This window comes from Streptomyces sp. NPDC002817 (assembly GCF_053592055.1).
Map to the genome: position 1 here is coordinate 127,901 of NZ_JBSFUY010000002.1, position 22,150 is coordinate 150,050.

The 22,150-nt window shown below is 71.6% G+C and carries 23 protein-coding genes and 1 riboswitch; of the genes, 11 read left to right on the top strand and 12 right to left on the bottom strand.

Annotated features, from left to right (window positions below; all coding sequences use genetic code 11):
• Window positions 1-300: 300 nt before the first annotated feature.
• Together ACWD3I_RS03625 and ACWD3I_RS03630 are read right to left on the bottom strand one after the other, a co-directional pair.
• Window positions 301-1,281 carry a zinc-binding dehydrogenase gene (locus tag ACWD3I_RS03625; protein ID WP_365400897.1) on the bottom strand — a complete coding sequence of 327 codons (981 nt, stop codon included), beginning with the start codon at window positions 1,279-1,281 and terminating at the stop codon, window positions 301-303.
• A gap of 72 nt (window positions 1,282-1,353) precedes the next feature.
• Window positions 1,354-2,514: an FAD-dependent oxidoreductase gene (locus ACWD3I_RS03630; protein WP_365400894.1), complete on the bottom strand. Its 1,161-nt coding sequence runs from the start codon at window positions 2,512-2,514 to the stop codon at window positions 1,354-1,356.
• 170 nt (window positions 2,515-2,684) lie between these two features.
• Here ACWD3I_RS03630 and ACWD3I_RS03635 point away from each other — a divergent pair, with 170 nt between their 5' ends.
• The 3 genes from ACWD3I_RS03635 to ACWD3I_RS03645 are packed head-to-tail and all read left to right on the top strand — an operon-like array spanning window position 2,685 to window position 4,035.
• Window positions 2,685-3,371 carry a pentapeptide repeat-containing protein gene (locus ACWD3I_RS03635; RefSeq protein WP_365400891.1) on the top strand — a complete coding sequence of 229 codons (687 nt, stop codon included), beginning with the start codon at window positions 2,685-2,687 and terminating at the stop codon, window positions 3,369-3,371.
• Between the two features lie 4 nt (window positions 3,372-3,375).
• Entirely contained in the window at window positions 3,376-3,597 is a 222-nt protein-coding gene (locus ACWD3I_RS03640) for a hypothetical protein (RefSeq protein WP_365400888.1), read from the top strand.
• A gap of 15 nt (window positions 3,598-3,612) precedes the next feature.
• Window positions 3,613-4,035 (top strand): hypothetical protein, encoded by a 423-nt coding sequence (locus ACWD3I_RS03645; protein ID WP_365400885.1) that lies wholly within the window; start codon window positions 3,613-3,615, stop codon window positions 4,033-4,035.
• Window positions 4,036-4,047: 12 nt separating this feature from the next.
• On the opposite strand, the gene ACWD3I_RS03650 is transcribed toward ACWD3I_RS03645, so the two are convergent.
• Entirely contained in the window at window positions 4,048-4,548 is a 501-nt protein-coding gene (locus tag ACWD3I_RS03650) for a hypothetical protein (RefSeq protein ID WP_266899513.1), read from the bottom strand.
• Between the two features lie 103 nt (window positions 4,549-4,651).
• Between ACWD3I_RS03650 and ACWD3I_RS03655 the strand changes: the two genes are divergently transcribed.
• The gene (locus ACWD3I_RS03655) at window positions 4,652-6,052 is read left to right on the top strand and encodes a M1 family metallopeptidase (RefSeq protein ID WP_365400882.1); all 1,401 of its coding nucleotides are present in this window, start codon (window positions 4,652-4,654) and stop codon (window positions 6,050-6,052) included.
• Between the two features lie 9 nt (window positions 6,053-6,061).
• Here ACWD3I_RS03655 and ACWD3I_RS03660 read toward each other — a convergent pair whose 3' ends face one another.
• From ACWD3I_RS03660 to ACWD3I_RS03670, 3 genes are all read right to left on the bottom strand, one after another.
• Window positions 6,062-6,532, bottom strand: coding sequence for a hypothetical protein (locus tag ACWD3I_RS03660; RefSeq protein WP_365400879.1), 471 nt, complete (start codon window positions 6,530-6,532; stop codon window positions 6,062-6,064).
• Between the two features lie 5 nt (window positions 6,533-6,537).
• Window positions 6,538-7,488 (bottom strand): bifunctional GNAT family N-acetyltransferase/NUDIX hydrolase, encoded by a 951-nt coding sequence (locus ACWD3I_RS03665; RefSeq protein ID WP_365400876.1) that lies wholly within the window; start codon window positions 7,486-7,488, stop codon window positions 6,538-6,540.
• 158 nt (window positions 7,489-7,646) lie between these two features.
• On the bottom strand, window positions 7,647-8,222 hold the full coding sequence (locus ACWD3I_RS03670; RefSeq protein ID WP_266825449.1) for a TerD family protein: 576 nt from the start codon (window positions 8,220-8,222) through the stop codon (window positions 7,647-7,649).
• A 188-nt stretch (window positions 8,223-8,410) separates the two neighbouring features.
• Between ACWD3I_RS03670 and arfB the strand changes: the two genes are divergently transcribed.
• Both arfB and ACWD3I_RS03680 read left to right on the top strand, forming a co-directional pair.
• Window positions 8,411-8,848 (top strand): alternative ribosome rescue aminoacyl-tRNA hydrolase ArfB, encoded by a 438-nt coding sequence (gene arfB, locus ACWD3I_RS03675; RefSeq protein WP_327722528.1) that lies wholly within the window; start codon window positions 8,411-8,413, stop codon window positions 8,846-8,848.
• 99 nt (window positions 8,849-8,947) lie between these two features.
• Complete coding sequence (locus ACWD3I_RS03680) at window positions 8,948-9,787, top strand: sigma-70 family RNA polymerase sigma factor (protein WP_365400873.1); 840 nt, start codon at window positions 8,948-8,950, stop codon at window positions 9,785-9,787.
• A gap of 99 nt (window positions 9,788-9,886) precedes the next feature.
• Here the strand turns inward: ACWD3I_RS03680 and ACWD3I_RS03685 are convergent, their stop codons facing one another.
• Window positions 9,887-10,396, bottom strand: a complete 510-nt coding sequence (locus ACWD3I_RS03685) for a flavin reductase family protein (RefSeq protein ID WP_451084034.1) — start codon at window positions 10,394-10,396, stop codon at window positions 9,887-9,889.
• A 382-nt stretch (window positions 10,397-10,778) separates the two neighbouring features.
• On the opposite strand from ACWD3I_RS03685, the gene cdgB reads away from it, so the two are divergent.
• Both cdgB and ACWD3I_RS03695 read left to right on the top strand, forming a co-directional pair.
• Window positions 10,779-12,431: a diguanylate cyclase CdgB gene (gene cdgB, locus ACWD3I_RS03690; protein ID WP_365400867.1), complete on the top strand. Its 1,653-nt coding sequence runs from the start codon at window positions 10,779-10,781 to the stop codon at window positions 12,429-12,431.
• A 119-nt stretch (window positions 12,432-12,550) separates the two neighbouring features.
• Complete coding sequence (locus ACWD3I_RS03695) at window positions 12,551-13,501, top strand: CBM35 domain-containing protein (RefSeq protein ID WP_365400864.1); 951 nt, start codon at window positions 12,551-12,553, stop codon at window positions 13,499-13,501.
• Here ACWD3I_RS03695 and ACWD3I_RS03700 read toward each other — a convergent pair whose 3' ends face one another.
• From ACWD3I_RS03700 to ACWD3I_RS03710, 3 genes are all read right to left on the bottom strand, one after another.
• Entirely contained in the window at window positions 13,502-14,431 is a 930-nt protein-coding gene (locus ACWD3I_RS03700) for a 1-phosphofructokinase family hexose kinase (RefSeq protein WP_365400861.1), read from the bottom strand.
• Between the two features lie 136 nt (window positions 14,432-14,567).
• Window positions 14,568-15,779 (bottom strand): N-acetylglucosamine-6-phosphate deacetylase, encoded by a 1,212-nt coding sequence (nagA, locus tag ACWD3I_RS03705; protein WP_365400858.1) that lies wholly within the window; start codon window positions 15,777-15,779, stop codon window positions 14,568-14,570.
• Window positions 15,779-16,723 (bottom strand): ROK family protein, encoded by a 945-nt coding sequence (locus tag ACWD3I_RS03710; protein WP_365400855.1) that lies wholly within the window; start codon window positions 16,721-16,723, stop codon window positions 15,779-15,781. The genes nagA and ACWD3I_RS03710 overlap by 1 nt, the downstream gene beginning before the upstream one ends.
• A gap of 105 nt (window positions 16,724-16,828) precedes the next feature.
• On the opposite strand from ACWD3I_RS03710, the gene ACWD3I_RS03715 reads away from it, so the two are divergent.
• From ACWD3I_RS03715 to otsB, 3 genes are all read left to right on the top strand, one after another.
• Window positions 16,829-18,097, top strand: a complete 1,269-nt coding sequence (locus tag ACWD3I_RS03715) for an extracellular solute-binding protein (protein ID WP_451084029.1) — start codon at window positions 16,829-16,831, stop codon at window positions 18,095-18,097.
• Window positions 18,098-18,130: 33 nt separating this feature from the next.
• On the top strand, window positions 18,131-18,367 hold the full coding sequence (locus tag ACWD3I_RS03720) for a DUF3263 domain-containing protein (protein WP_046258826.1): 237 nt from the start codon (window positions 18,131-18,133) through the stop codon (window positions 18,365-18,367).
• A 185-nt stretch (window positions 18,368-18,552) separates the two neighbouring features.
• Complete coding sequence (gene otsB / locus ACWD3I_RS03725) at window positions 18,553-19,413, top strand: trehalose-phosphatase (protein ID WP_365397109.1); 861 nt, start codon at window positions 18,553-18,555, stop codon at window positions 19,411-19,413.
• Here the strand turns inward: otsB and ACWD3I_RS03730 are convergent.
• Both ACWD3I_RS03730 and ACWD3I_RS03735 read right to left on the bottom strand, forming a co-directional pair.
• A complete protein-coding gene (locus tag ACWD3I_RS03730; RefSeq protein ID WP_365397106.1) occupies window positions 19,401-20,807 on the bottom strand; it encodes an alpha,alpha-trehalose-phosphate synthase (UDP-forming) in 1,407 nt (468 codons plus the stop codon). The genes otsB and ACWD3I_RS03730 overlap by 13 nt on opposite strands.
• An 84-nt stretch (window positions 20,808-20,891) precedes the next feature.
• Window positions 20,892-21,836: a glucosyl-3-phosphoglycerate synthase gene (locus ACWD3I_RS03735; protein ID WP_365397103.1), complete on the bottom strand. Its 945-nt coding sequence runs from the start codon at window positions 21,834-21,836 to the stop codon at window positions 20,892-20,894.
• A 166-nt stretch (window positions 21,837-22,002) separates the two neighbouring features.
• A riboswitch (SAM riboswitch) is annotated at window positions 22,003-22,143 on the top strand.
• Window positions 22,144-22,150 lie beyond the last annotated feature (7 nt).

Sequence of the window (22,150 nt, forward strand, 5' to 3'; positions counted from 1 at the left end):
GGTCGCCCCTTCTGTGCGTTCAGGCCACCGACTCCGTCAGCGTCGTCCCCGTCGGAGTGTCCCGGCGTGGTGGTTCGGCCGTGACCATCAGGGTGCGGTTGGCGCCGGAGTCCTGGGGGCGACCGCGCCGGCTGCTTCCTGACCCTGGGCCTCGCCGTCATCGGCTTCGCCGAGCAGGAGGAGTCCGCCGAAGGCGAGCGTGTAGGCGGCGAGGGTCCGTGACTGCGGTGGATTGGTCCGTTCGGGCGACGCCCGCCTGGCCAGAAGGTTATGAATCGGTACGTATCGCATCTGCGCGTGTCAGGGCACGAGAACGACCTTTCCGGTGGTGCCGCGTGTTTCCAGCGCCCGGTGCGCGGCGGCCGCCTCGGCGAGGGGGAAGCGGTGGACCGCGGGGATGAGGCGGCCTGCGGCGGCCTCGCCGAGGGCGCGTAGTTCGAGGGTGCGGACGGGGTTGGGGCCGCCGGCCTTCTGCATCATCACGGGGCCCAGGACCTGCTCGGACACGCCGTCGATCAGGTAGGGCTCGCCGTCGTGGAGGCCTTCTCCCGACCAGCCGAAGACGATGTGCTTGCCGCCGGGGCCGAGGAGGTCCGTGCTGTGTCGGGCGATCTCGCCGCCGACGCCGTCGAAGACGACGGTGGCGGGCCTGCCGCCGAGGAAGGCGCGGGCCTTGTCGGGCCAGGCGGGGTCCGTGTAGTCGACGGCGAGGTCGGCGCCGTTCTCCGCGACGCGGGCCACCTTCCGCGGGCCGCCGGCCAGACCGACGACGGTGGCGCCGGCGTTCTTGGCGTACTGCACGAGGAGCGTGCCGATGCCGCCGGCGGCGGCCGGGATCACGGCGACCGAGTCGGGGCCGAGGTCGGCGAACTGGAGGATCCCCATCGTCGTACGGCCTGTTCCGATCATGGCGACGGCCTCGGCGGCGTCGAGGTTCGCCGGGATCTCGTGGACGCGGTCGACGTCGGTGACGGCGAGTTCGGCGTAGCCGCCGGGGGCGAAGCCGAGGTGGGCGACGACGTGCCTGCCGAGCCAGAGGGCGGCTACGCCGTCGCCGAGGGACTCGATGACGCCGGCGACCTCTCGGCCGGGGATGGTGGGCAGCCGCGTCGGTGCGGGCAGGGGGCCCTGTGCGCCCTCGCGCAGTGCGGTGTCCAGGAGGTGGACGCCGGCCGCCTCGACGGCGATACGGACCTGGCCGGGGCCCGGGAGCGGGGCCTCGACCTCCTCGTGGGTGAGGTTCTCGGCCGGGCCGAAGGCGTGCAGTCGGATGGCGTGCATGTGCGGTCCCCCTGTGGTCTGTCGGAGCCCGGGCCGTGGTGGCCCTGGCCGTCGGGACCTCACTCTTCAACCTCAAGCATGCTTGAGGTCAAGGGTGTGCCGGCCCAGCGCCAGCGATACGGCGGTGAGGGCGCTGTTGAAGGACACCTCGGACAGGACACCGGGGGCGGCGACCTGGTCGCCGGCGAGGTAGACGCCGTTGCCGCGGTCGATGGCGGGGCGGTCGCGCCAGCTGGTACCGGGCAGGTCGACGGCGCCGGTACGGCCGGCCGCGACGGACTCGCGGCGCCAGGTGACGCGGTCGCGCCAGCCGTCGAAGGCGAGGTCGAGGAGCTGCTCGGCGCGGGCGATCCCGTCGGCCTTCGACTCGTCGGGGGAGAGGGGGATCTGACCCTGGATCAGCTGTTCGCCGGCGGGGGCCAGGGTGCGGTCCTGGGCGGTGAACCGCTCGATCCAGCCGGGGGAGTCGAGGTCGGAGACGGCGAAGGCGTCGCCGCGTCGGGTGCGGACGGCGAGGTCGATGAGAGTGGTCCGGCCACTGGCCCAGGTCAGCGTGTTGTCGGCGAGGAGCCGGCGGGCGGCGTCCAGGGAGGTGGCGACGACGACGGGGGTGTCGGTCGGGAGGGCGTCGACGCGGGACAGGGTCTCCACCCGTACGCCCAGGTTCCAGGCGCGGGCGGCCATGCGGTCGATGACGCTCGCCCAGCCGCCGCACGGGTAATGGGCCTCGGGCGGCAGCTTGGTGGCGCGGCGCAGCCGTTCCTGTACGAACGCGGCGGACAGGGAGCCGGGGTCGTGGTGGAAGAGGGCGACGGCGGAGTAGTGGGCGGCGGCGCGGGCGCCTTCCTCGCCGGCCTGCGCTGCGGCCCAGGTGAGGAAGTCGGTGTCGACGGGCGCCTGTCGGGAGGCGCGGCGCAGCAGCTTCAGCATGGCGAAGGGAGGGGTGCGACGCAGGACGCCGTGGTGCCTCAGGCGCATCCGGGCCGCTTCCAGGGGCGGGATCGGCGCCAGCGGGCCGATGAGGTCGCGCTGCCTGAGCCAGGACCAGTGCGGTCCGCCGCTGTAGAAGGCGTGCGGGCCCTCGTTCGTCCTGTAGGGCCCCTCGGCGGTCCGGGCGCGGCCGCCGAGGGTGTGATGGGCTTCGTAGACGGTGACCTTGGCGCCCGCCTCGGCGGCGGTGACGGCCGCGGTGAGTCCGGCGAAGCCGCCGCCGATGACGGTGATGCGGTGCATGGCTGGGGTCTCCCTCGGGTCGTGGTCGCCTTGTCGGTCGTGCCGGTGGTTCTGCGGGGTTCTTCGTGAGTACGACGAACCGGCCGCCCTGTTTTGTGACAGCGGGGGAGTCCTCGCAGGCCAGGGCGTTCGCCCGGGGCGTTGTCAGTGCTGGGGTGCAGCATGGGGGCATGGCGAGGAGAGCGGCAGGCGGAGCGGGCGGTACCGGTGTGAAGGGTGCGCGGCGGCCGGAGGTGCGGTTGCCTCCGTTGGCGGCGTACGACGGCGGAGGGCTGGAGCCGGACGGGGACTACGACGGACTGGAGTTCACGGAGTCGGACTTCGCGGGCCAGGACGCCTCGGGCGCCCGTTTCATGGACTGCGCGCTGACGGGGTGCGCGCTGGACGAGACGCGGCTGCGCAACGCGCGCCTGCTGGACTCGGTCCTCACCGGCGTCCGGGGCGTGGGGACCAATCTGTCCGAGGCGACCCTGCGGGACGTGGAGCTGATCGACGCCCGGCTGGGCGGGGTGCAGTTGCACGGGGCGGTCCTGGAGCGGGTGGTGATCCGCGGCGGCAAGATCGACTACCTGAACCTGCGGGCGGCGAACCTGCGGGACGTCGTCTTCGAGGGCTGCGTGCTGGTCGAGCCGGACTTCGGCGGGGCCCGGCTGGAGCGGGTGGAGTTCGTGGACTGCGCGCTGAAGCGGGCGGACCTCACGGGGGTGACGCTCACGGACGTGGATCTGCGGGGCGCGGTGGAGATCGACATCGCGCGGGGTGTGGAGCGGCTTGCGGGGGCGGTCGTCAGTACCGCACAACTGCTGGATCTGGCACCGGTGCTGGCGGGCCAGATGGGGATCAGGGTGGAGGGCTGACGGGGTGGGGACCTTCTACGGCAATGTCCTGGTCGCGCGGAAGTGCGCCGAGGCCGTGCCGCTGCTCGCCGGGGCGACGGCGGAGGACGGCGGGGCGCTGCGGGGGTACGCGATACCGGCGGGCCCCGGGCACACGGTGCTCTTCTTCCCTGACCCGGACACCGACGCGATCGAGCTGGCCGGACCGCTGAGCCGGCTGCTGGGGGCGGCCACGCTGAGTGCGTAGGTACATGACTCGGACGTGCTGGATCTACGGGTCTTCGAGGACGGCGAGGAGCGGCACTTCTACGACTCGTGTCCCGGGTACTTCGGCGAGGGCGAGACCGACGAGGACGGCAATCCGGTGGGCGGGGACTCCGTGCGGCCCGATCCCGAGGGTGCCGATCCCGAGGCGTTCCTGCCGTTCGCGGCAGCTCCGGTGGACCGGGCGGTGCTGGAGTCCGTCCTGCGCCGCATGGCCCTGGACCCGGAGGAGGGTGGCAGGGACGGGCGGTATGTCTTCGCGGAGGACCAGCACTACGACGTGATGGAGACGCTGGGTCTGGACGGCCGTCGGCTGAGCACGGGATACACCGGCCTCTCCCGCGGTGAGCTGCCCGAAGGGCTGCTGCTGGAGGAGCTGATGGTGTTCGGCGGGGCGACGTTCGGGCCGGCCGGGGACTGACGCCGGGAGCGGTCAGCGGACTCTGGGGAAGCGGGCCTGGAGCGTCCAGATCGCCGGGTTCTCGGCGAGGTCGTCGTGGAGGTCGCACAGGTCGGCGAGCAGGTCGTGGAGGAAGTCCCGTGCCTCGCGGCGCAGTTCGGAGTGGGAGAAGGTCAGGGGTGGTTCCTCGCCCGGCATCCAGTCGGACTCGATGTCGACCCAGCCGAAGCGGCGCTCGAAGAGCATGCGGTCGGTGGACTCGGTGAAGTCGAGTTCCGCGTGCTGGGGGCGGGAGGCCCGGGAGCCGGCCGGGTCGCGGTCGAGGCGTTCCGCGATGTCGCACAGCGCCCACGCGAAGTCGAGCACCGGCACCCATCCCCAGGCCGTGGACAGTTCCCGGTCCGCCTTGGTGTCGGCGAGATAGACGTCACCGCAGAACAGGTCGTGGCGCAGCGCGTGGACGTCCGCGCGGCGGTAGTCCGTCTGGGGCGGGTCCGGGAAGCGGTTGGAGAGGGCGTAGCCGATGTCGAGCACGTACGAGATGGTGTCACGGCGCGGCAGGAGGACGGACGGGGCGACCGTGCGCCGGGTCCGCAGCCGCGATGGGGTGGTGGTGCGCCGCCCTAGGATCGCGGTCATGTCCCGTTCCGTGCGCCTTGTCCCGGCCTGTGCCTCCGTCCTGCTCGCTCTCGCGCTCTCGGCGTGCACCAGCAGTGGAGTGCAGGGCACCCCCGGCGGCTCCGGTGTGCGCGACCCGTACTTCCCGAAGGCGGGCAACGGCGGGTACGACGTGGCCCACTACGCGCTGCGGCTGTCCTACGACCCCGACGCGGAGCACCTGTCCGGCACGGCGGCCGTCACCGCCCGGGCCACGCAGCACCTGTCCGCCTTCGACCTGGACCTGAAGGGGCTGGACGTCGAGGAGGTCACGGTCGAGGGCGAGAAGGCCCGCTGGAACCGGTCCGGGCAGGAGCTGACCGTACGTCCGGGGGACGAGCTCGATGAGGGGGAGACGTTCGAGGTGCGGGTCCGCTACTCCGGCACCCCGCAGACGATCACCGACCCGGACGGCTCCGAGGAGGGCTGGCTGCCCACGGAGACCGGCGCGGTCGGACTCGGCGAGCCGACGGGGTCGATGGCGTGGTTCCCCGGCAGCCACCATCCCTCCGACAAGGCGTCGTACGACATCGCGGTCACCGTGCCGGAGGGCCTGCGGGCCGTGTCCAACGGGGAGTTGACGGGTGAGACGACCAGCAAGGGCCGTACGACCTTCACCTGGCGCACCGCCGAGCCCATGGCGAGCCATGTCGCCACGCTCGCGGTCGGCGACTACGACATCCGCCGCTCCACCGCCGGTGACCTCCCGGTGTACACGGCCCTCGCCCCGGGGCAGGCGAAGGCGAGCGCGAAGACCCTGGCCCGGCTGCCGGAGGTCATGGAGTGGGCGGAGTACAACTTCGGTCCGTACCCCTTCTCCTCCACCGGCGCGATCGTCGGCGGCGAGCACGACGCCGGGTACGCGCTGGAGACGCAGAACCGCCCCTTCTTCCCCGGCGCCCCGGACACCGGGCTCCTCGTCCATGAGCTCGCGCACCAGTGGTTCGGGAACTCCGTCACGCCGCGGACCTGGCGGGACATGTGGCTCAACGAGGGCTTCGCGACGTACGCGGAGTGGCTGTGGGAGGAGGACGAGGGCGGCGACAGCGCCCAGGAGACGTTCGACGCGCTCTACGACCACGGCGAGGACAGATTCGAGGACCTCTGGTCCTTCCCGCCGGCGAAGCCCACCAGCGCCGCGCACATCTCCGACGAGGGCCCCATCTACCAGCGCGCCGCGATGGTCGTCCACAAGATCCGGCAGACCGTCGGCGACGACACCTTCTACGACATCGTCCAGGGCTGGACGGCCGCCCACCGCCACGGCAACGCGGACACCGACGACTTCACGGCGTACGTGCAGAAGCAGGCGCCGGACGAGGACTTCGACACGATCTGGGAGGAGTGGCTGTACGGGCAGGGGAAGCCGGAGCACCGCTGAGCCGACCGGTCAGGGCCGGCGTTCGAGGTCGTGGCGCATGGCCTCGCGGGCGGTGTTGACGGTGCGGGTGTGGGCGCGGCGGGACTCCTTGTACTCGGGTGAGGAAAGGGGGTTTCCGGCGGCGAGCGCGTCACGGATCTCCCGCAGGTTCAGATAGGCGTCCTCGATCGTGGCGGCCAGCGAGGGCGGCACACAGATCAGAGCCGTCTCGCGGGCCTCGTTGCAGCCCGACTCGCGGAACGCCTCCCGTACGGCGGCGTCGACGGCGGCCGCCTCGCGCTGCTGGTCACCGGTGGCGACGGCGCGCATGGCCTCGTGGGCCTGACGGAACGTGGTCAGGCAGCTGACGTATATCTCCTTGCGTTCCTGCCGGGCCTGGTCGGCCGAGTCCCGGCGCCAGCGGGCACGGTCCGCGAGCAGGGTCGAGCCGATACCGACGAGCGCGCCCAGTCCGGTACCGGCGAGGGTCGTCCACTCCATCGGGATCAGACCCCGTCGAACTCGTCGAGCCGCCGTGCGAGGTCCGGTGGCCACATGGCCTCCGTCGCTTCCCTGAGCTCCTTCCGTGTCCACCAGCGCCAGGTGAGGATGCGGTCCTCGGCGTGGACGGCGGCGAGGTGGGGGCCGGTGGGTTCGCGGCGCGGGCCGTGGGTGACGTAGACGTGCTCGTGCTGGTGGACGGGGCCGACGGAGGCGTGCGTGAAGTCGTGCTCCCACGTGCACAGCAGCGGGCCCGCCGCCAGGTCCGTCCAGCCCGTCTCCTCGCGCAGTTCGCGCAGGGCGCCCTCGACGGGGCTCTCGTCCGGCTCCAGGCCGCCGCCGGGCATGGCCCAGTGCACGCCGACCTCGACGTTGTCGTACCGCAGGAGGAAGACCGCGCCCTCGGGGTCGAGCACGGCGACCCGGGCGGCGCGGCGGGGCGTGCGCAGCGGCTTGCGCAGGACCGCGCAGGGGCGGCCGAGCGCGCGGTCGTCGCGGTGGTCGATCACCTCGTAGCCGAGGGCGGTCCAGAAGGCGAGGCCCTTGGGGTTGGTGTCGAGGACGGCGAGCCGCACGGCGCCGCGGCCCGCCGTGCGGAAACGGTCCTCGACCAGGGACGCCAACCGCCGCCCGTACCCCTGGCGTTGCCTGTCCGCGTCCACCATCAGCAGTCCGATCCAGGGGTCCGGGTCGGCCGGGTCGGGATGGTGGGCGAGTGTGATCACGATCCCGACGAGCCGTCCCTCGCTGCGGGCGAGCAGCACCTCGGCGCCCGGCTCCGCGAGATCGCCGGCCAGTGCTGCCGCCACCTGCTCCGGGCGCACGTCCTCCGGGTCCGGGAAGTCCCCGCTGAGGGCGTGGAACTCACGGTTGGCGGCGTAGAGCGCGGCGAGTTCGGTGAGGACGGGGGCCGGGATGTCGCGGTCGGGGGTGAGAGGGAGGGGGGCGAGGATCATGCGGGGCAACGTATCGCGCACACGTCATGCGCGGCCTCGTCACCACACACCTCGCGACGCACCCGGCTACGCGCACCGCAAGGGCCCTCACAACGCGGGAACCCCCGGCCGAAGCCGGGGGTTCCTGCGCAGCGTGGTGTGTCTGTGTCGGTCGGACGTCAGACGGACACACCGAAGTCCGACGCGATGCCCGCCAGGCCCGAGGCGTAGCCCTGGCCGACGGCGCGGAACTTCCACTCGGCGCCGTTGCGGTACAGCTCGCCGAAGACCATGGCGGTCTCGGTGGCCGCGTCCTCGGACAGGTCGTAGCGCGCGATCTCGGCGCCGCCGGCCTGGTTGACGATGCGGATGTACGCGTTGCGGACCTGGCCGAAGTTCTGCGAGCGGTTCTCGGCGTCGTAGATCGAGACCGGGAAGACGATCTTGTCGACGTCGGCCGGGAGGCCCGCCAGGTTGACGTTGATCGCCTCGTCGTCGCCCGCGCCCTCGCCGGTGCGGTTGTCACCGGTGTGGACGATGGTCTGGTCCGGCGTCTGCTTGTTGTTGAAGAAGACGAAGTGGCCGTCGGAGTAGACCTTGCCCGTCGGGTTGACGGCGATCGCGGAGGCGTCGAGGTCGAACTCCGTGCCGGTGGTGGTGCGGACGTCCCAGCCCAGGCCCACGGTGACGGCAGTCAGGCCCGGAGCCTCCTTGCTGAGCGAGACGTTGCCACCCTTGGACAGGCTTACAGCCATGGTTGGGATCCTTCCCTCGTTATGCATTGCACAGGCGGTACGGGCTCGAAGCTACATCTACCCCCAAGAACGCGGAGCGGGGCACCAAGGTTCCAGCTCTCTTTACTTTCTTTACCAAGCGGGAGTGAGGGGCACGAGGCGCGGGGACGGGGATATTCGCGTGACGTGTGCGGGTCAGCCGCGCGACCATAGGGGGCATGTCCGGTCCTCACGTCATCCGCGGCTCCGTCTCCCTTCCCGAGGCCGAGCTCATGTGGCGTTTCTCGCGGTCGTCCGGACCGGGCGGCCAGCACGTCAACACCAGCGACTCGCAGGTGGAGCTCCGCTTCGACCTGGCCAAGACGGAGTCCCTGCCCGAGGTGTGGAAGCAGCGGGCCCTGGAACGCCTGGCCGGCCGCCTCGTCGACGGCGTCGTCACGGTCCGCTCCTCCGAGCACCGCTCCCAGTGGCGCAACCGCGAGACCGCCGCCGTACGCCTGGCCGCCCTCCTGGCCGAGGCCACCGCCCCACCCCCCAAGCCCCGCAGGGCCACCCGCATCCCGCGAGGCATCAACGAACGCCGCCTGCGCGAGAAGAAGCAGCGGGCGGAGACGAAGCGGGGCAGGACGGGCCGCGACTGGGGCTAGGAACGGCGCGCGCCGAGGCGTACCCCTGTCACATCTGCGCGCTCCCGTTCGTCAGACCGTTGAGACCACCCCGGCGACGCGACGAGAGGTCAGAGGCGGATGAGCGAGAGTGAGTTCCTTGCCGAGCGGTTCGAGGCGTACCGGGGGCATCTGAACGCCGTCGCCCATCGGATGCTCGGGTCGCGTGCGGAGGCGGATGACGCGGTGCAGGAGGCGTGGTTCCGGCTGAGCCGTTCCGACACCCGGCAGGTGGAGAACCTCGGGGGCTGGCTCACCACGGTCGTCGGGCGGGTCTGTCTGGACATGCTGCGCTCCCGCAAGGCACGTGCCGAGCAGCCGCTGGAGCCGGACGTACCGCTGCCCGGCGTGGTCCCCGACCCCGAGCAGGACGCGCTGCTCGCCGACTCGGTCGGCGTCGCGCTGCTCGTCGTACTCGAGACGCTGACGCCCGCCGAACGACTGGCGTTCGTGCTGCACGACCTGTTCGCGGTGCCGTTCGAGGATGTCGCCGACATCGTGGGACGTACGCCGGCCGCGACGCGGCAGCTCGCCAGCCGGGCCCGGCGCCGGGTGCAGGGCGCGCCGGCGCCCGACGCGGACCTGGTCCGGCAGCGGGAGGTCGTCGACGCCTTCCTGGCCGCCGCGCGCGGGGGCGACTTCGACGCGCTGGTGGACGTGCTCGACCCGGACGTCGTGGCGCGTGCCGAGGTCGGTGTCACGGCGGGTGCCCTTGCGGTGGCGAAGGGCGCGACGAGCTTCGCGAGCCTCGCCCTGGTCGCGCGGCCCGCGCTGGTCGACGGGGTCACGGGGCTCGCGGTGCTGGTGGACGGGCGGGTGGAGCGGGCGCTGGCCTTCACGTTCGTACGGGACCGGATCGCCGTGATCGACGTCGTGACCGACCCCGCGCGCGTGGCCGCCCTCGACATCGAGCTCGTCTAGCCACGGGGAAGGGGTAGGCGCGGGGAGGGGCTCGGTTCGGTGATGGGCGGGGTCCGTCCCAACTCCCGTCGGCAGGAACCCAGGTGGCCGCCCGTCCCGTCAGTCCAGCTGGCGGTAGCGGCCCCTGAAGTACGTCAGGGGGCCGCCGTCCGCGCTCAGGACCCCTGCCGTCAGGACCCGGCCGATCACCAGGGTGTGGTCGCCCGCGCGGACCCGCTGTTCCGTTCGGCATTCCAGGGTCGCCAGGGCGCCGCCCACCAGGAGGGAGCCGGTGGCCTCGCCCCGGATGCAGGGGATGTCCTCGAAGAGGAGGCGGTCACTGATGCGGCCCTTCATGGCGAAGCGGCCGGCGATGTGGCGCTGGCTCTCGGAGAGGACCGAGACGGCCCACAGGGGCTGTTCGTCGAGGAGGTCGTCCATACGGGAGCCCTCGCGCAGGCTGACCAGCACCAGGGGCGGGTCCAGGGACACCGACATGAAGGCGGTGGCCGTCATGCCGACGTCCTCGCCCTTGGGCCCCTCGGCGTCGAGCGGGGGCTCGTAGGCGGTCACCAGGACCACACCCGCGGCCAGCCGTGACATGGCGGCGCGGAACTCGTCGTTGCTCACCCCCACAGGATGCCCGTAGGCGGTCACGGCGGTGATCGGAGAAGTGTTCGGCACGTCGGGAACGCTAGTGTCCGACCGATGCGGACCGCATCGGACCTCCGCCCGAGCCGGGACCCGATCTCCGACCTAGGACCCCCGACCAGCCCCTCCCCGCGAACCTCCACAAACCCACAAAGTTTGCGTTCAGTAAACGCACAGGGAAAACGCAGAAACCCCACTCAATTGTTCATCTTTCGCTGTGACTTGAGTCACAAGGGGTACTAATTGTTGACCCTGTGTACCGAGTGGGGAGCGCGCTGTGATTCAGTGGCGGGGAAGCTGCCAGAACGATACGCCGATGAGAACCCTTGATTCGCTGCGAGGTCTCGGGGGGAGGGCGAGCATGGAGACCGAGTCGGAGCCCTACGTCCGTCTTGCGACTCTGCGACAACTGCATCAGGTCATGGCCGACATGAACACCGCCCGATCCCTGGCGGACACCTTGCAGACCGTCGCCGACGGAGTGGTCACCGGCCTCGGCTACGAGCTGGCGTGCGTCAACCTCGTCCGCCCCGACGGCGACCTCGTCGTCGCCGCCTTCGCCGGCAACCCCGCCGCCGAGGCGCTCATCACCGGCCGGGTCGGCTCCCGCGACTCCTGGGAGCGCCGGCTGAGCATGGGCGAGAACTGGGGCGACCTGGTCTTCATCCCGCACACCGAGGGCTGGATCCTCGACGACGACGACGTACCGCAGTGGTACACCGACGGCCCCGCGCCCCGCTTCGAGGACGAGTGGCACCCCTCCGACCGGCTCTTCGCCCCCATGTTCACGCCCGGCGTGGGCGGCGCCGCCTGCGGCGAGCTGATCGGCGTGCTCTCCGTGGACCGGCCGCGCAACGGCCGCCGGCCGGGCGCCTGGGGACGCGAAGCCCTGCAGATGTACGCGTTCCAGGCCGCCATCGCGATCAGCAACGCGCGCCTGCGCGCCAACATGCAGCGCGCACTGGTCAGGCTCGAGCGCGAGCAGCAGGCACTCAGGGCGAGTGAAGAGAGCTTTCGGCAGGCCTTCGAGTACGCCCCCTCCGGCATGGCCATCGCCGAGATGGGCGGCGACCAGCACGGCCGGATCCTGCGGACCAACGACGCCCTGTGCCGTCTCCTGGGCCGTCCCGCGTCCGCGATGCGCCGCTACTCCTTCTCCGACCTGGTCCACCCCGAGGACATAGGGACACTGCTGAGAACCTCGGCGGAGGGTGGACGCGCGGAGCTGCGCCTGGGCCGCCGCGACGGCACCTACCTCTGGGTCTCGCTCCGCAACTCCGTCGTCGCCGACGCCGCCGACGGCCCCCGGTTTCTCCTCACCCATGTCGAGGACATAGAGGACCGCAAGCGCCGCGAGCTCCAGCTCGCCCACCGGGCCTCCCACGACTCCCTCACCGGCCTGCCGAACTCCGCCGAGCTGCGCGCCCGGCTCTCCGCGCGGCTGTGCAAGCGCCCCACCCACGCCGCCCTCGAATCCATCGACGCGGCCTTCGGCCAGCCCGCCTACGACGCCAACGGCCACGGCTTCGACTTCCGGCCCGGCACCGAGGCGTTCGACGCCGCCTTCGACCACCATGTGCACACCGTCGCCCCTGAGGGTGAGCTCGACGACGGCACCAAGGGGCTCGCGGTCCTCTTCTGCGACCTCGACGGCTTCAAGTCGATCAACGACCGGTTCGGGCACAACGCCGGTGACGCGGTCCTCATCGAGGTCGCCCGCCGGCTGTCCCGTCAGGTCCGCGACGGCGACACCGTGGCCCGGCTCGGCGGCGACGAGTTCGTGATCCTCGCCGACGGCCTGGGTCGCGCGGACGCCGCCGACCTCGCAGTACGCCTGCGCAACGAGATCATCCAGCCCATCCGCGCCGAGGGCCGGGCCGTCCGCGTCGGCGCCAGTTTCGGCATCGGCTGGGCGCACTGCGGGATGACGGCCGACGAAGTGCTGAAGTCCGCCGACGAGCGGATGTACGTAGAGAAACGATCTCGTCCCAAACAACACAGACGCGCGGGATGATCTCCAGGTCAGCGAGCTGATGCGATCCGAGTCACCCGTTTGGGGCAGCAGGAGCGGGTAGGCTCGCCATTCACCACGCGTACCGCATCCGTCCCCGCACCTGCTGAGGAGTACCTGGGATGACGTCCGGCACCACCGGCGCGAACACGCCGCCCGAGGACGACGACCCGTTCGGCTACCTCTACGCCGACGGACAGGCCAACGGAGCCCAGCCGCCCTCCGGCGGCTACGGCTATCCGGGCTCCGTCAACCGGGTGCGCGCGGTCGGCCAGCGCCAGTACGGTCAGCCGCAGCAGCAGTCCACCGCGCCGTACGGCCAGGTGCCGCAGCAGCAGGGCGCCTACGGCCAGCCCAACAACGCGCACTACGCGGCACCGGAGACCTTCCCGGGCGGCGCCCCCACCACCCAGCACCCGCAGCAGGGGCACGGCGGTGGCGGTCGCGGCCGGGGTCCCAACACCAAGGGCCTGCTGATCGGTGCCATCGCGGTGGTCGCGGCGGTCGTCATCGGCATCGGGGTGGCGATGCTGGGCGGCGACGGTGACGACGACGCCTCCGGCAACCAGGCCTCCAGCACGCCCTCGTCCCAGCAGAGCAGCGAGCCGAGCCAGGCGGCCAGCAGCGCGGCGGCCGACGAGGAGGACCTGCCGAAGATCGACGCCAAGGCCCTGTCGCTCGGCACCGGCGTGACCACGGCGACGGACATCAAGGGCGCCCAGGCGGACGGCGGTGTCTACCTCACCGGCTTCAACGCCGTCGGAGCCTCGGTCACGTGGAACGTCAGCGGCATTCCCAAGAGCGGCAAGTACACGCTGTACGTCGGCTACAGCGTCCCCGGCAAGGACGCCACCGCCACCCTCACGGTCAACGGCACGGCCTCCACGACGCCGGTCGGCATGGACAACTACGCGCACGCCGCCGAGGGCGACTACACCAAGGGCTGGACGAAGACGTACAACTACGTCCAGCTCAACAAGGGTTCGAACACCGTCAAGCTCTCCTGCGAGCAGGGCAACCAGTGTGACGCCCTGCTCGACCAGATGTGGTTCGTCAAGGGCTGGGTCAAGTAGTCAGGCGGCGGTGACCTCGCTCGTCACCGCGACCCGCCCCCGCAACTCCTCATAGGCGGCTGGGTCGAACTCGCCCGCCACCGGCGCCAGTACCGTCGCCGCCGACAGCGCGACCGCGCGGGCCAGCCGGTCCGGCCACGGCAGATGCTCGACCAGGCCCGACAGCAGCCCCGCGACCGCGGAGTCGCCGGCGCCCGTCGGGTTGCCGTGGACACGTGTCGGTGGGGTGGCGTGCCAGCGGCCCTCGGGGGACGCGGCGAGGAGGCCGTCCGCACCCAGAGACGTGACGACCGCCCGGGCGCCCCGCCGCCGTGCGTCCTGCGTGGCGCGCAACGGCTCGTGGGAGCCCGTCAGTTCGGCCAGTTCATCGGCGTTCGGCTTGATGATGTCCGGGCGGGCCGCGACCCCGCGCCGCAGGGCTTCGCCGCTGGTGTCGAGGAGGACCGGGACCCCGGCCGCGCGAGCGGTCCGCACCAACCCCGCGTACGCCCCCACCGGCACCCCTGGTGGCAGGCTGCCGCACAGGGCCACCGCGGCCATCGACGGGAGCAGATCCTCGTACGCCTCCTGGAAGGCGGACCACTCGGCGGGTGTGACGGTCGGGCCGGGTTCGTTCAACTGGGTGGTGTCGCCGCTCCGTTCGTCCACCACCGCTATCGTGCGCCGGGTCGCGCCGACGACCGGGACGAGCGCGTCCACCACACCGGACGCCGTGGTGAGCTGCTCCTGGACGACCCTCCCCGTGGCGCCGCCCGCGAAGCCGGTGACCGTCACCTCGTGACCGAGGGCCGCGAGCACGCGGGCCACGTTCAGGCCCTTGCCGCCGGGGCGTTCGGTCACCTCGGAGACCCGGTGGGAGGCGTGCGGCCTGAGGGTCCGCACGCGATAGGTGATGTCGAGAGCGGTGTTCAGCGTGACCGTGAGGATCACCTGGATCCGACCTCCCCCGAGGAAAAGACTTCAGAACGGGCTTGCCGCCACTGTCCGTCCGAAGACCTGATCATGCCGAACGGACGGCGGCCGTCCCAGTCTCCCAGGACGGCCGCCGCCTCAACAGGTGGACACATCAGCCCAGTTGGGGATCGACCACCCATTCACCGCGTCGCATCACGCCCTTGAGGGCGAATTGATGGTCAAGAAGTACCAGGTCGGCGTACTTGCCCGGCTCCAGCGAGCCGATCGTGTCGTACATCCCCAGCAGCCGGGCCGGGTTGGCGGACAGTGCCGCGACGGCGTCCTCGACGGACAGCCGGTCGACCGTCACCGCCCGTTGGAAGGCGCGGTCCTGGGTGAGCGTGGAGCCCGCGATCGAACCACCCTCCACGAGCCGCGCCACACCCTCCTTGACCTCGACGGCCAGCGGGCCGAGCGAGTAGAGGCCGTCGCCGAAGCCGGCCGCGTCCATCGCGTCCGTGATGAACGCGACCCGGTCCGCGCCCGCGTGATGGAACGCCAGCTGCAGGGCGGCCGGGTGGAGATGGGTGCCGTCGTTGATCAGCTCGACCGTGATGCGCTCGTCCTCCAGGAGGGCTGCGATCGGGCCCGGGGTGCGGTGGCCGAGCGTGGGCATCGCGTTGAACAGGTGCGTCGCGACGGTCGCGCCCGCGTCGATCGCCTCCACCGTCTGCTCGTACGTCGCGTCCGTGTGGCCGATCGCCGCGATGACGCCGTGTTCGGCGAGCAGGCGTACGGAGTCGATGCCGCCGGGGAGTTCGGTGGCGAGGGTGACCATCTTGGCCTTGCCGCGCGCCGCGTCGATCAGCTTGCGGACTTCCGCCGGGTCCGGGTCGCGCAGCAGCTCCTCGGAGTGCGCGCCCTTGCGGCAGGGGGAGATGAACGGGCCCTCGAAGTGGATGCCGGCGATGTCGCCCTGCTCGGCGAGTTCGGACAGGAGGCCCGCCCGCTGGGCCAGGAAGTCCATGTCGCCGGTGACGGTGGAGGCGACGAGGGTGGTGGTGCCGTGGAGGCGGTGCGTGTGGATGCCGTGGAGTACGTCGTCCGTGGTGCCTGAGGTGAACGAGGCTCCGCCGCCGCCATGGTTGTGCATGTCCACGAAGCCGGGGACCAGGGTGTAGCCGGTCACGTCGATGACCTGGGCGTTGTCCGGGGCGCTGCCGGCGATGCGGGTGCCGTCGATGATCACTCGGCCGTCTTTGACGGTTCCTGTGGGGAGGACGACCGTTGCGCCGGACAGGACGAGGGGGGACTTGTCCGTCGCGGGGTGCGTGTTCGTCGTGGCTTGTCGCGCAGTTCCCCGCGCCCCTAGCGGCGTTGCCATCAGGGAGTTACCTCCATACGGTCCGTTGTGTCGAGGAGGTCCCAGGCCAGCAGGCCCGCGCCCAGGCAACCCGCCGTGTCGCCCAAGGCCGCCGGGACGATCGTCGGCAGCTTCTGGAAAGTGACCCGCTGCCGGACGGCTTCCCGCAGTGGTGTGAACAAGGTTTCCCCCGCCTCGGCCAGGCCGCCACCGATGATCAGGGTGCGGGGGTCCAGGAGGGTGAGGGCGGTGACCAGGCCGTCGGCGAGGGCGTCGACCGCGTTCTGCCAGACCTGTACGGCTCGGGGGTCCCCGGAGCGGACCGCCTTCGCGCAGTCCGCCGCGTCGGCGTCCGGGTCCCCGCAGGCGGCGGCCCACGCCTGGCTGACGGCCGCCGCGGAGGCGTACCGCTCCAGACAGCCGTGCTGGCCGCAGGGACAGGGGGTGCCGCCGGGGCGTACGACGATGTGGCCGATCTCGCCCGCGAAGCCGTGCGCGCCCGCCTCCACCCGGCCGGCGATACCGATCGCGCCCGCGATACCGGTGCCCAGCGGGACGAAGAGGAAGCGGTCGGCGCCCCGGCCGGCGCCGATGCGGCCCTCGGCGAGACCGCCGGTGCGGACGTCGTGGCCGAGGGCGACGGGGACGCCCGCGAGCCTTTCGGTGAGCAGGGCGCGCAGCGGTACGTCGCGCCAGCCGAGGTTGGCGGCGTAGGCGGCGATGCCGTGCTCGGCGTCGACGATGCCGGGAACGGCGACGCCGGCGGCGGACGCGGGCTCGCCGAGGCGCTCGGCGCCGTACGCGCGCAGCTCGGCGGCGAAGTCGAGGATGCCCTCGACGACCGCGTCCGGGCCGCGCTCACGGCCGGTCGCTCGGCGGGCCTGGTGGAGCAGCTCGCCGGAGGCGCCGACGAGGGCGGCCTTCATTCCGGTGCCGCCCACATCGAGGGCGATGACATGTCTCACGGGGGTAGTGTGGCCCGGCAACCCGTGAGAGGTCTAGTCCACTTACGTGGTGTAGACCTTATGTCTGACCTTTCGAAAGTTTCGACGATGATGTGGGGCTCGGCAGTGCAGCGGCGTAGGACAGGAACGATCGCGGTGGTGTCCGCACTGGGCATGACGGCGGTACTCGGCGGCTGTGGGGCCGGGGCGGACTCCGACGAGGTGACGCTGAAGCTGGTCGCGGCCGACTACGGCGACAGCAAGGCCAACAGCTCGCGGAAGTACTGGGACGGGCTCGTCGAGCAGTACGAGAAGAAGCACCCGAACGTGACGGTCGACGTCAGCGTCCACTCCTGGAACGACGTCGACCGCAAGGTCAAGGAGATGGTCGCCGCCGGGGACGCGCCCGACATGGCGCAGATCGGCGCGTACGCCGACTACGCCGCCGACGACCTCCTCTACTCGGCCGACGAACTGCTCTCCATCTCCACGCAGGCCGACTTCGTGTCGCAGTTCGCCTCCGCGGGGGAGGTCGACGGGACGCAGTACGGCTTGCCGTTCGCGGCCTCCACGCGGCTGCTCTTCTACAACAAGTCCCTCTTCGCCGAGGCCGGCCTCAGCGCGCCGAAGACCTGGGACGAGCTCGCCGCGGACGCCGCCGCGCTCAAGGCGGACGGGGTGAAGTACCCGTACGCCCTCCCGCTCGGCTCCGAGGAGGCGCAGGCCGAGACCATGCAGTGGCTGCTGAGCGGCGGGGGCGGGTACACCGAGAACCTCGGTACGTCGTACGGCATCGACTCCGCCGAGAACGTCGCCACCCTCACCTGGCTGAAGGACGACCTCGTCGGCAAGGGGCTGACCGGGCCGGTCGCGCCGGGGAGGCTGAACCGGGCCGACGCCTTCGCCGCGTTCGCGAACGGGCAGGTCGGGATGCTCAACGGGCATCCGACGCTGATGCAGATGGCGGCCAAGAAGGGCGTGAAGTTCGGCATGGTCCCGATGCCCGGGGTCGACGGCCAGACCAAGGTCTCCATGGGTGTGGCCGACTGGATGACGGCCTTCAAGCAGAACGGCCACGCCGAGCAGGTCGGGGACTTCCTCGACTTCGTCTACGAGGAGAAGAACGTCCTCGCCTTCTCGCGCGAGTACGACCTGCTGCCGGTCACCGCGTCCGCGTCCGACGTCATGAGCACGGCCGCGCAGGACAAGGACCTCCGGCCGTTCCTGGAGGAGCTTCCGCTGTCCGAGCTGTATCCGGTCGGGCGGACGTCCTGGGCCGCGGTGAGTGCGGCGGTGAAGAAGCGGATCGGGGGCGCGGTGGCGTCCGGTGGCAGCCCTACGTCGGTCCTCGCCGGGCTGCAGTCGACGGCGCTGGAGGCGGAGAGCGGGGAGTAGGCGTTGTCGGTGGCTGCGGCTACCGTGCGGGGCATGGACGACCAGGACGGGCTCGGGGCGCGGGAGCGGGCGATCCTCGTCCTCGAGCGGCGGGGGTTCGCCGGGCCGGGGGCGAAGGAGCGGGCGATACGGGAGGAACTGGGGCTGGTGCCGGTCCGGTACTACCAGCTCCTGAACGCGCTCCTCGACGACCCGCGAGCCCTGGCCTTCGACCCGGTCACGGTGAACCGCTTGCGCCGCGTGCGAGATTCACGCCGGTCGGAGAGGTGACCCTCGGGTTGTCTCGCCCCCGCCGCCCCTACCCCCGCTCCTCAAACGCCGGAGGGGCTGACCAACCAGCCCGTCCGGCGTTTGAGGACGAGGCCCTTTCGAGGCCGAAGCGGGGGTCTGGGGGCGGCAGCCCCCAGGGACGGGACGGGTAGGGGCGGCGGGGGCGAAGACACTAGGGTCGGTGTATGGGCAGCCACACGCACGTCATGGACGAGTCACTGCCGACGCCCGTCACCCGGGCCGGGCGGGACGGACTGGACGCCGTTCTCAGCCGGCCCGGCAAAGCCGTTGTCGCGTTCGACTTCGACGGAACGCTCGCGCCGATCGTGGCGGACCCCGAGCAGGCCCGGGCGCACCCGGAGGCGGCGGCCGCGCTCGCCGCACTGGCCCCGAAGGTCGCCTCCGTAGCGGTGATCACCGGGCGCCCGCCCGGCGTGGCCGTACGGCTCGGCGGGTTCGACGGGACGCCAGGACTCGACCACCTCGTCGTCCTCGGCCACTACGGCGCCGAACGCTGGGACGCCGCCACCGGCGACATCACCGCCCCACCGCCCCACCCCGGCGTCGCCGAGGCCCGCGCCGAGCTGCCCGGGTTCCTCGACCGGATCGGCGCCTGGCAGGGCACGTGGATCGAGGAGAAGGGCCGCGCCCTCGCCGTCCACACCCGCCGCGCCGAAGACCCCCAGGCCGCTTTCGAGGCCCTGCGCGAACCCCTCACCGACCTCGCCACCCGCCACGGCCTCATCGTCGAACCCGGCCGCCTGGTGCTGGAGCTGCGGCCGCCCGGCATGGACAAGGGCGTGGCCCTGACGGAGTACGTCCGTGAACTGGGCGCCGAGGCCGTGCTCTACGCGGGCGACGACCTGGGCGACCTCCCCGCCTACTCCGCCGTCGACAAGCTCCGCTCCGACGGCGTCCCCGGCCTGCTGGTGTGCAGCGCCGGCAGCGAGGAGGTTCCCGAGCTGAAGGACCGGGCCGATCTGGTCGTCGACGGTCCGCAGGGTGTCGTACGGCTGCTGCGGGCGCTCGCCGCTCAGCTGGGCTGAGCGGCGTCGAGCGCGTGCAGCTGGTCCAGGAACCACTGGGCCGGCGGCAGCGCCGTCGCCGCCGCGGCCAGCCTCTTCGTCCGCTCGGCCCGCTCCTCCACCGGCAGGGTCAACGCCTCGTGCAGGGCTCTTGCCGTACCGACCACGTCGTACGGGTTGACCACGATCGCGTCCTCGCCCAGCTCCTCGTACGCCCCCGCCTCCCGCGACAGCACCAGCACGCATCCTTCGTCCGACACGACCGGCATCTCCTTCGCGACGAGGTTCATGCCGTCCCGGATCGGGTTCACCAGCGCCACGTCGGCCAGCCGGTACGCGGCCAGCGAGCGTGCGAAGTCGTCCTTCACATGCAGGACGACCGGCTTCCAGCCCGGTGTCGCGTACGCCGAGTTGATCTCCTGCGCGACCCGCTGCACCTCCGCCGTGTACTCCCGGTACACCGCGAGGTCCTGCCGCGACGGGTAGGCGAACGCCACGTGCACGACCCGCTCCCGCCACTCGGGGCGGTCGTCGAGCAGCTGCCGGTACGCCAGCAGGCCCCGGACGATGTTCTTGGACAGTTCGGTCCGGTCGACCCGGACGATCGTCCTGCGGCCCTCGCCGACCTCCGCCCGCAGCGCCGCCAGCCGCTCGTCCACATCCGCCTCGTGCGACCGCTTCCGCAGGAAGTCCGCGTCCGCCCCGAGCCCGTGCACACCGACCCGGGTGTCCCCGAGGCCACCGACGATCTGCGCCGCGCACGCCTCGAACGCCGACGCCCACCGCCGGGTCAGGAACCCCAGCCGGTCCGCGCCCAGCATGCCCCGCAGGACCTGCTCGGCCACGTCGTCCGGCAGCATCCGGAAGTACTCCGGGGGCGCCCACGGAGTGTGCGAGAAGTGGCCGATCCGGAGGTCGGGGCGCAGCTCGCGCAGCATCCCGGGCACCAGCGTCAGGTGGTAGTCCTGCACCACCGCCGCCGCGCCCTGCCCCGCCTCCTCGGCCAGTGCCTCGGCGAAGGCGCGGTTGTATGTCTCGTACGACGCCCACTGGCGCCGGAACTCCGCGTCGAAGACCGGCTCCAGCGGGGTCTGGTACAGCATGTGGTGGACGAACCACAGGACCGAGTTCGCGATGCCGTTGTACGCGTCCGCGTGCACGTCGGCGGGGATGTCGAGCATCCGCACCCCCTGCTCGCCCTCCCCGCGGCGCACCGCCTCGCGGTCGCCGTCGGAGAGTGCCGAGCACACCCACAGCGCGTCCGCGTCCGACCCGATCGCGGAGAGGCCGGAGACCAGCCCGCCGCCACCGCGCTTGGCGGACAGCGAGCCGTCCTCCTGAACCTCGTACGAGATCGGGCCGCGGTTGGACGCGACGAGCACCCGGGCACCCTGGTCAGCCTGCGTGGAAGCCATACGCCTCAACCTAGCCCGACCCGTAAACGCTCAAACGTACGGTTCGCCGTATACGGGCTCGTGGGCGCCGTAATACGGCCCTCCTCAGGCGACCTTCCGGGACGCGTACTCCACGATCTCCACCATCGGCGGCCGCTCCTCCGTGTCCACGGAGTACGTCCGCGGCTCGAAGCCGTCCGCGCCCCGCTCGAACTGGGTGAGGGAGGGGCGGATGAGGTGGCCGCGGGCCAGCCGCAGCTGGGCCGTGCGGTAGATCGCGGCGGACATCCGGCCCAGGGCCTGCCCGTCCTGGTGGCGGTGCTTGCGGACGCCCACGTCGACCTGGGCCAGCGCGTCCAGGCCCACCAGGTGCAGCGCGTCGACCAGCATGCCGAGCTCGACGCCGTAGCCCACCGGGAACGGCAGTTGTTCCAGCAGGGAGCGGCGGGCCGCGTACTCGCCGCCCAGCGGCTGGACGAAGCCGGCCAGCTGGGGCCAGTGCATGTTCAGCAGCGGGCGGGCCATCAGCTCGGTCACCCGGCCGCCCTGGCCCGCCGCGCCGCCCAGCGGGCGGTCGTACATGCCCTTGACGAGGTCGACGCCGGGGTCGGTGAGCAGCGGGCCCACGATCCCGGAGACGAAGTCGGAGGAGAACTCCTTCAGGTCGGCGTCGATGAAGCAGACGATGTCACCGCGGGTCACCAGCAGCGAGCGCCACAGCACCTCGCCCTTGCCGGGCACGGCCGGGAGACGGGGCAGGATGTCGTCGCGGTGGACGACGGTCGCCCCGGCCGCGGCGGCGACCTCGGATGTACGGTCGGTGGAGCCCGAGTCGACGACGACTATCTCGTCGACGAGCGGGACCTGCTGCATGAGGTCGTGACGGATCACGGAGACGATGTCACCGACCGTCTCCTCCTCGTTGAGCGCGGGCAGGACGACACTGACCGACTGGTTCGTGCGTTGCTTGGCGGCCAGGAGCTGGTGGAGCGGGCGATCAGTCAGGGACCAGGACCGGGTGGTCAGCCAGCGCTCGACTTCGTTCAGCACAGTGCGCGGCTCCTCTGCGTTCTCTCGGCGAGCATGCGTATCACCGTGTGATCCATCTCGCGGTTCGGACGACTATCTCAACTGTCCTGGTCGTCGGTTACAGTCTTGAACAACGCGGATGACCATCGCATGTCGAGGGTGGCCCGCCGTTCACACAACTTCATACCGCTCATCCAGAGGGGCAGAGGGATACGGCCCGATGAAGCCCCGGCAACCCTCCAGTCGGTTTCTCACGCGCGTGAGGCTCCCGACTCGGGAAGGTGCCAAATCCGTCTCACGGCGAGATGCGTCGTGAGGAAGATGAGGAAAGGGCC

Bases quoted from the DNA above. Each gene is read 5' to 3' on its own strand.
- ACWD3I_RS03625 (WP_365400897.1), bottom strand. From the start codon at position 1,281: ATGCACGCCATCCGACTGCACGCCTTCGGCCCGGCCGAGAACCTCACC.
- ACWD3I_RS03630 (WP_365400894.1), bottom strand. From the start codon at position 2,514: ATGCACCGCATCACCGTCATCGGCGGCGGCTTCGCCGGACTCACCGCG.
- ACWD3I_RS03635 (WP_365400891.1), top strand. From the start codon at position 2,685: ATGGCGAGGAGAGCGGCAGGCGGAGCGGGCGGTACCGGTGTGAAGGGT.
- ACWD3I_RS03655 (WP_365400882.1), top strand. From the start codon at position 4,652: ATGTCCCGTTCCGTGCGCCTTGTCCCGGCCTGTGCCTCCGTCCTGCTC.
- ACWD3I_RS03660 (WP_365400879.1), bottom strand. From the start codon at position 6,532: ATGGAGTGGACGACCCTCGCCGGTACCGGACTGGGCGCGCTCGTCGGT.
- ACWD3I_RS03665 (WP_365400876.1), bottom strand. From the start codon at position 7,488: ATGATCCTCGCCCCCCTCCCTCTCACCCCCGACCGCGACATCCCGGCC.
- ACWD3I_RS03670 (WP_266825449.1), bottom strand. From the start codon at position 8,222: ATGGCTGTAAGCCTGTCCAAGGGTGGCAACGTCTCGCTCAGCAAGGAG.
- ACWD3I_RS03680 (WP_365400873.1), top strand. From the start codon at position 8,948: ATGAGCGAGAGTGAGTTCCTTGCCGAGCGGTTCGAGGCGTACCGGGGG.
- cdgB (WP_365400867.1), top strand. From the start codon at position 10,779: ATGGAGACCGAGTCGGAGCCCTACGTCCGTCTTGCGACTCTGCGACAA.
- ACWD3I_RS03695 (WP_365400864.1), top strand. From the start codon at position 12,551: ATGACGTCCGGCACCACCGGCGCGAACACGCCGCCCGAGGACGACGAC.
- nagA (WP_365400858.1), bottom strand. From the start codon at position 15,779: ATGGCAACGCCGCTAGGGGCGCGGGGAACTGCGCGACAAGCCACGACG.
- ACWD3I_RS03720 (WP_046258826.1), top strand. From the start codon at position 18,131: ATGGACGACCAGGACGGGCTCGGGGCGCGGGAGCGGGCGATCCTCGTC.
- otsB (WP_365397109.1), top strand. From the start codon at position 18,553: ATGGGCAGCCACACGCACGTCATGGACGAGTCACTGCCGACGCCCGTC.
- ACWD3I_RS03730 (WP_365397106.1), bottom strand. From the start codon at position 20,807: ATGGCTTCCACGCAGGCTGACCAGGGTGCCCGGGTGCTCGTCGCGTCC.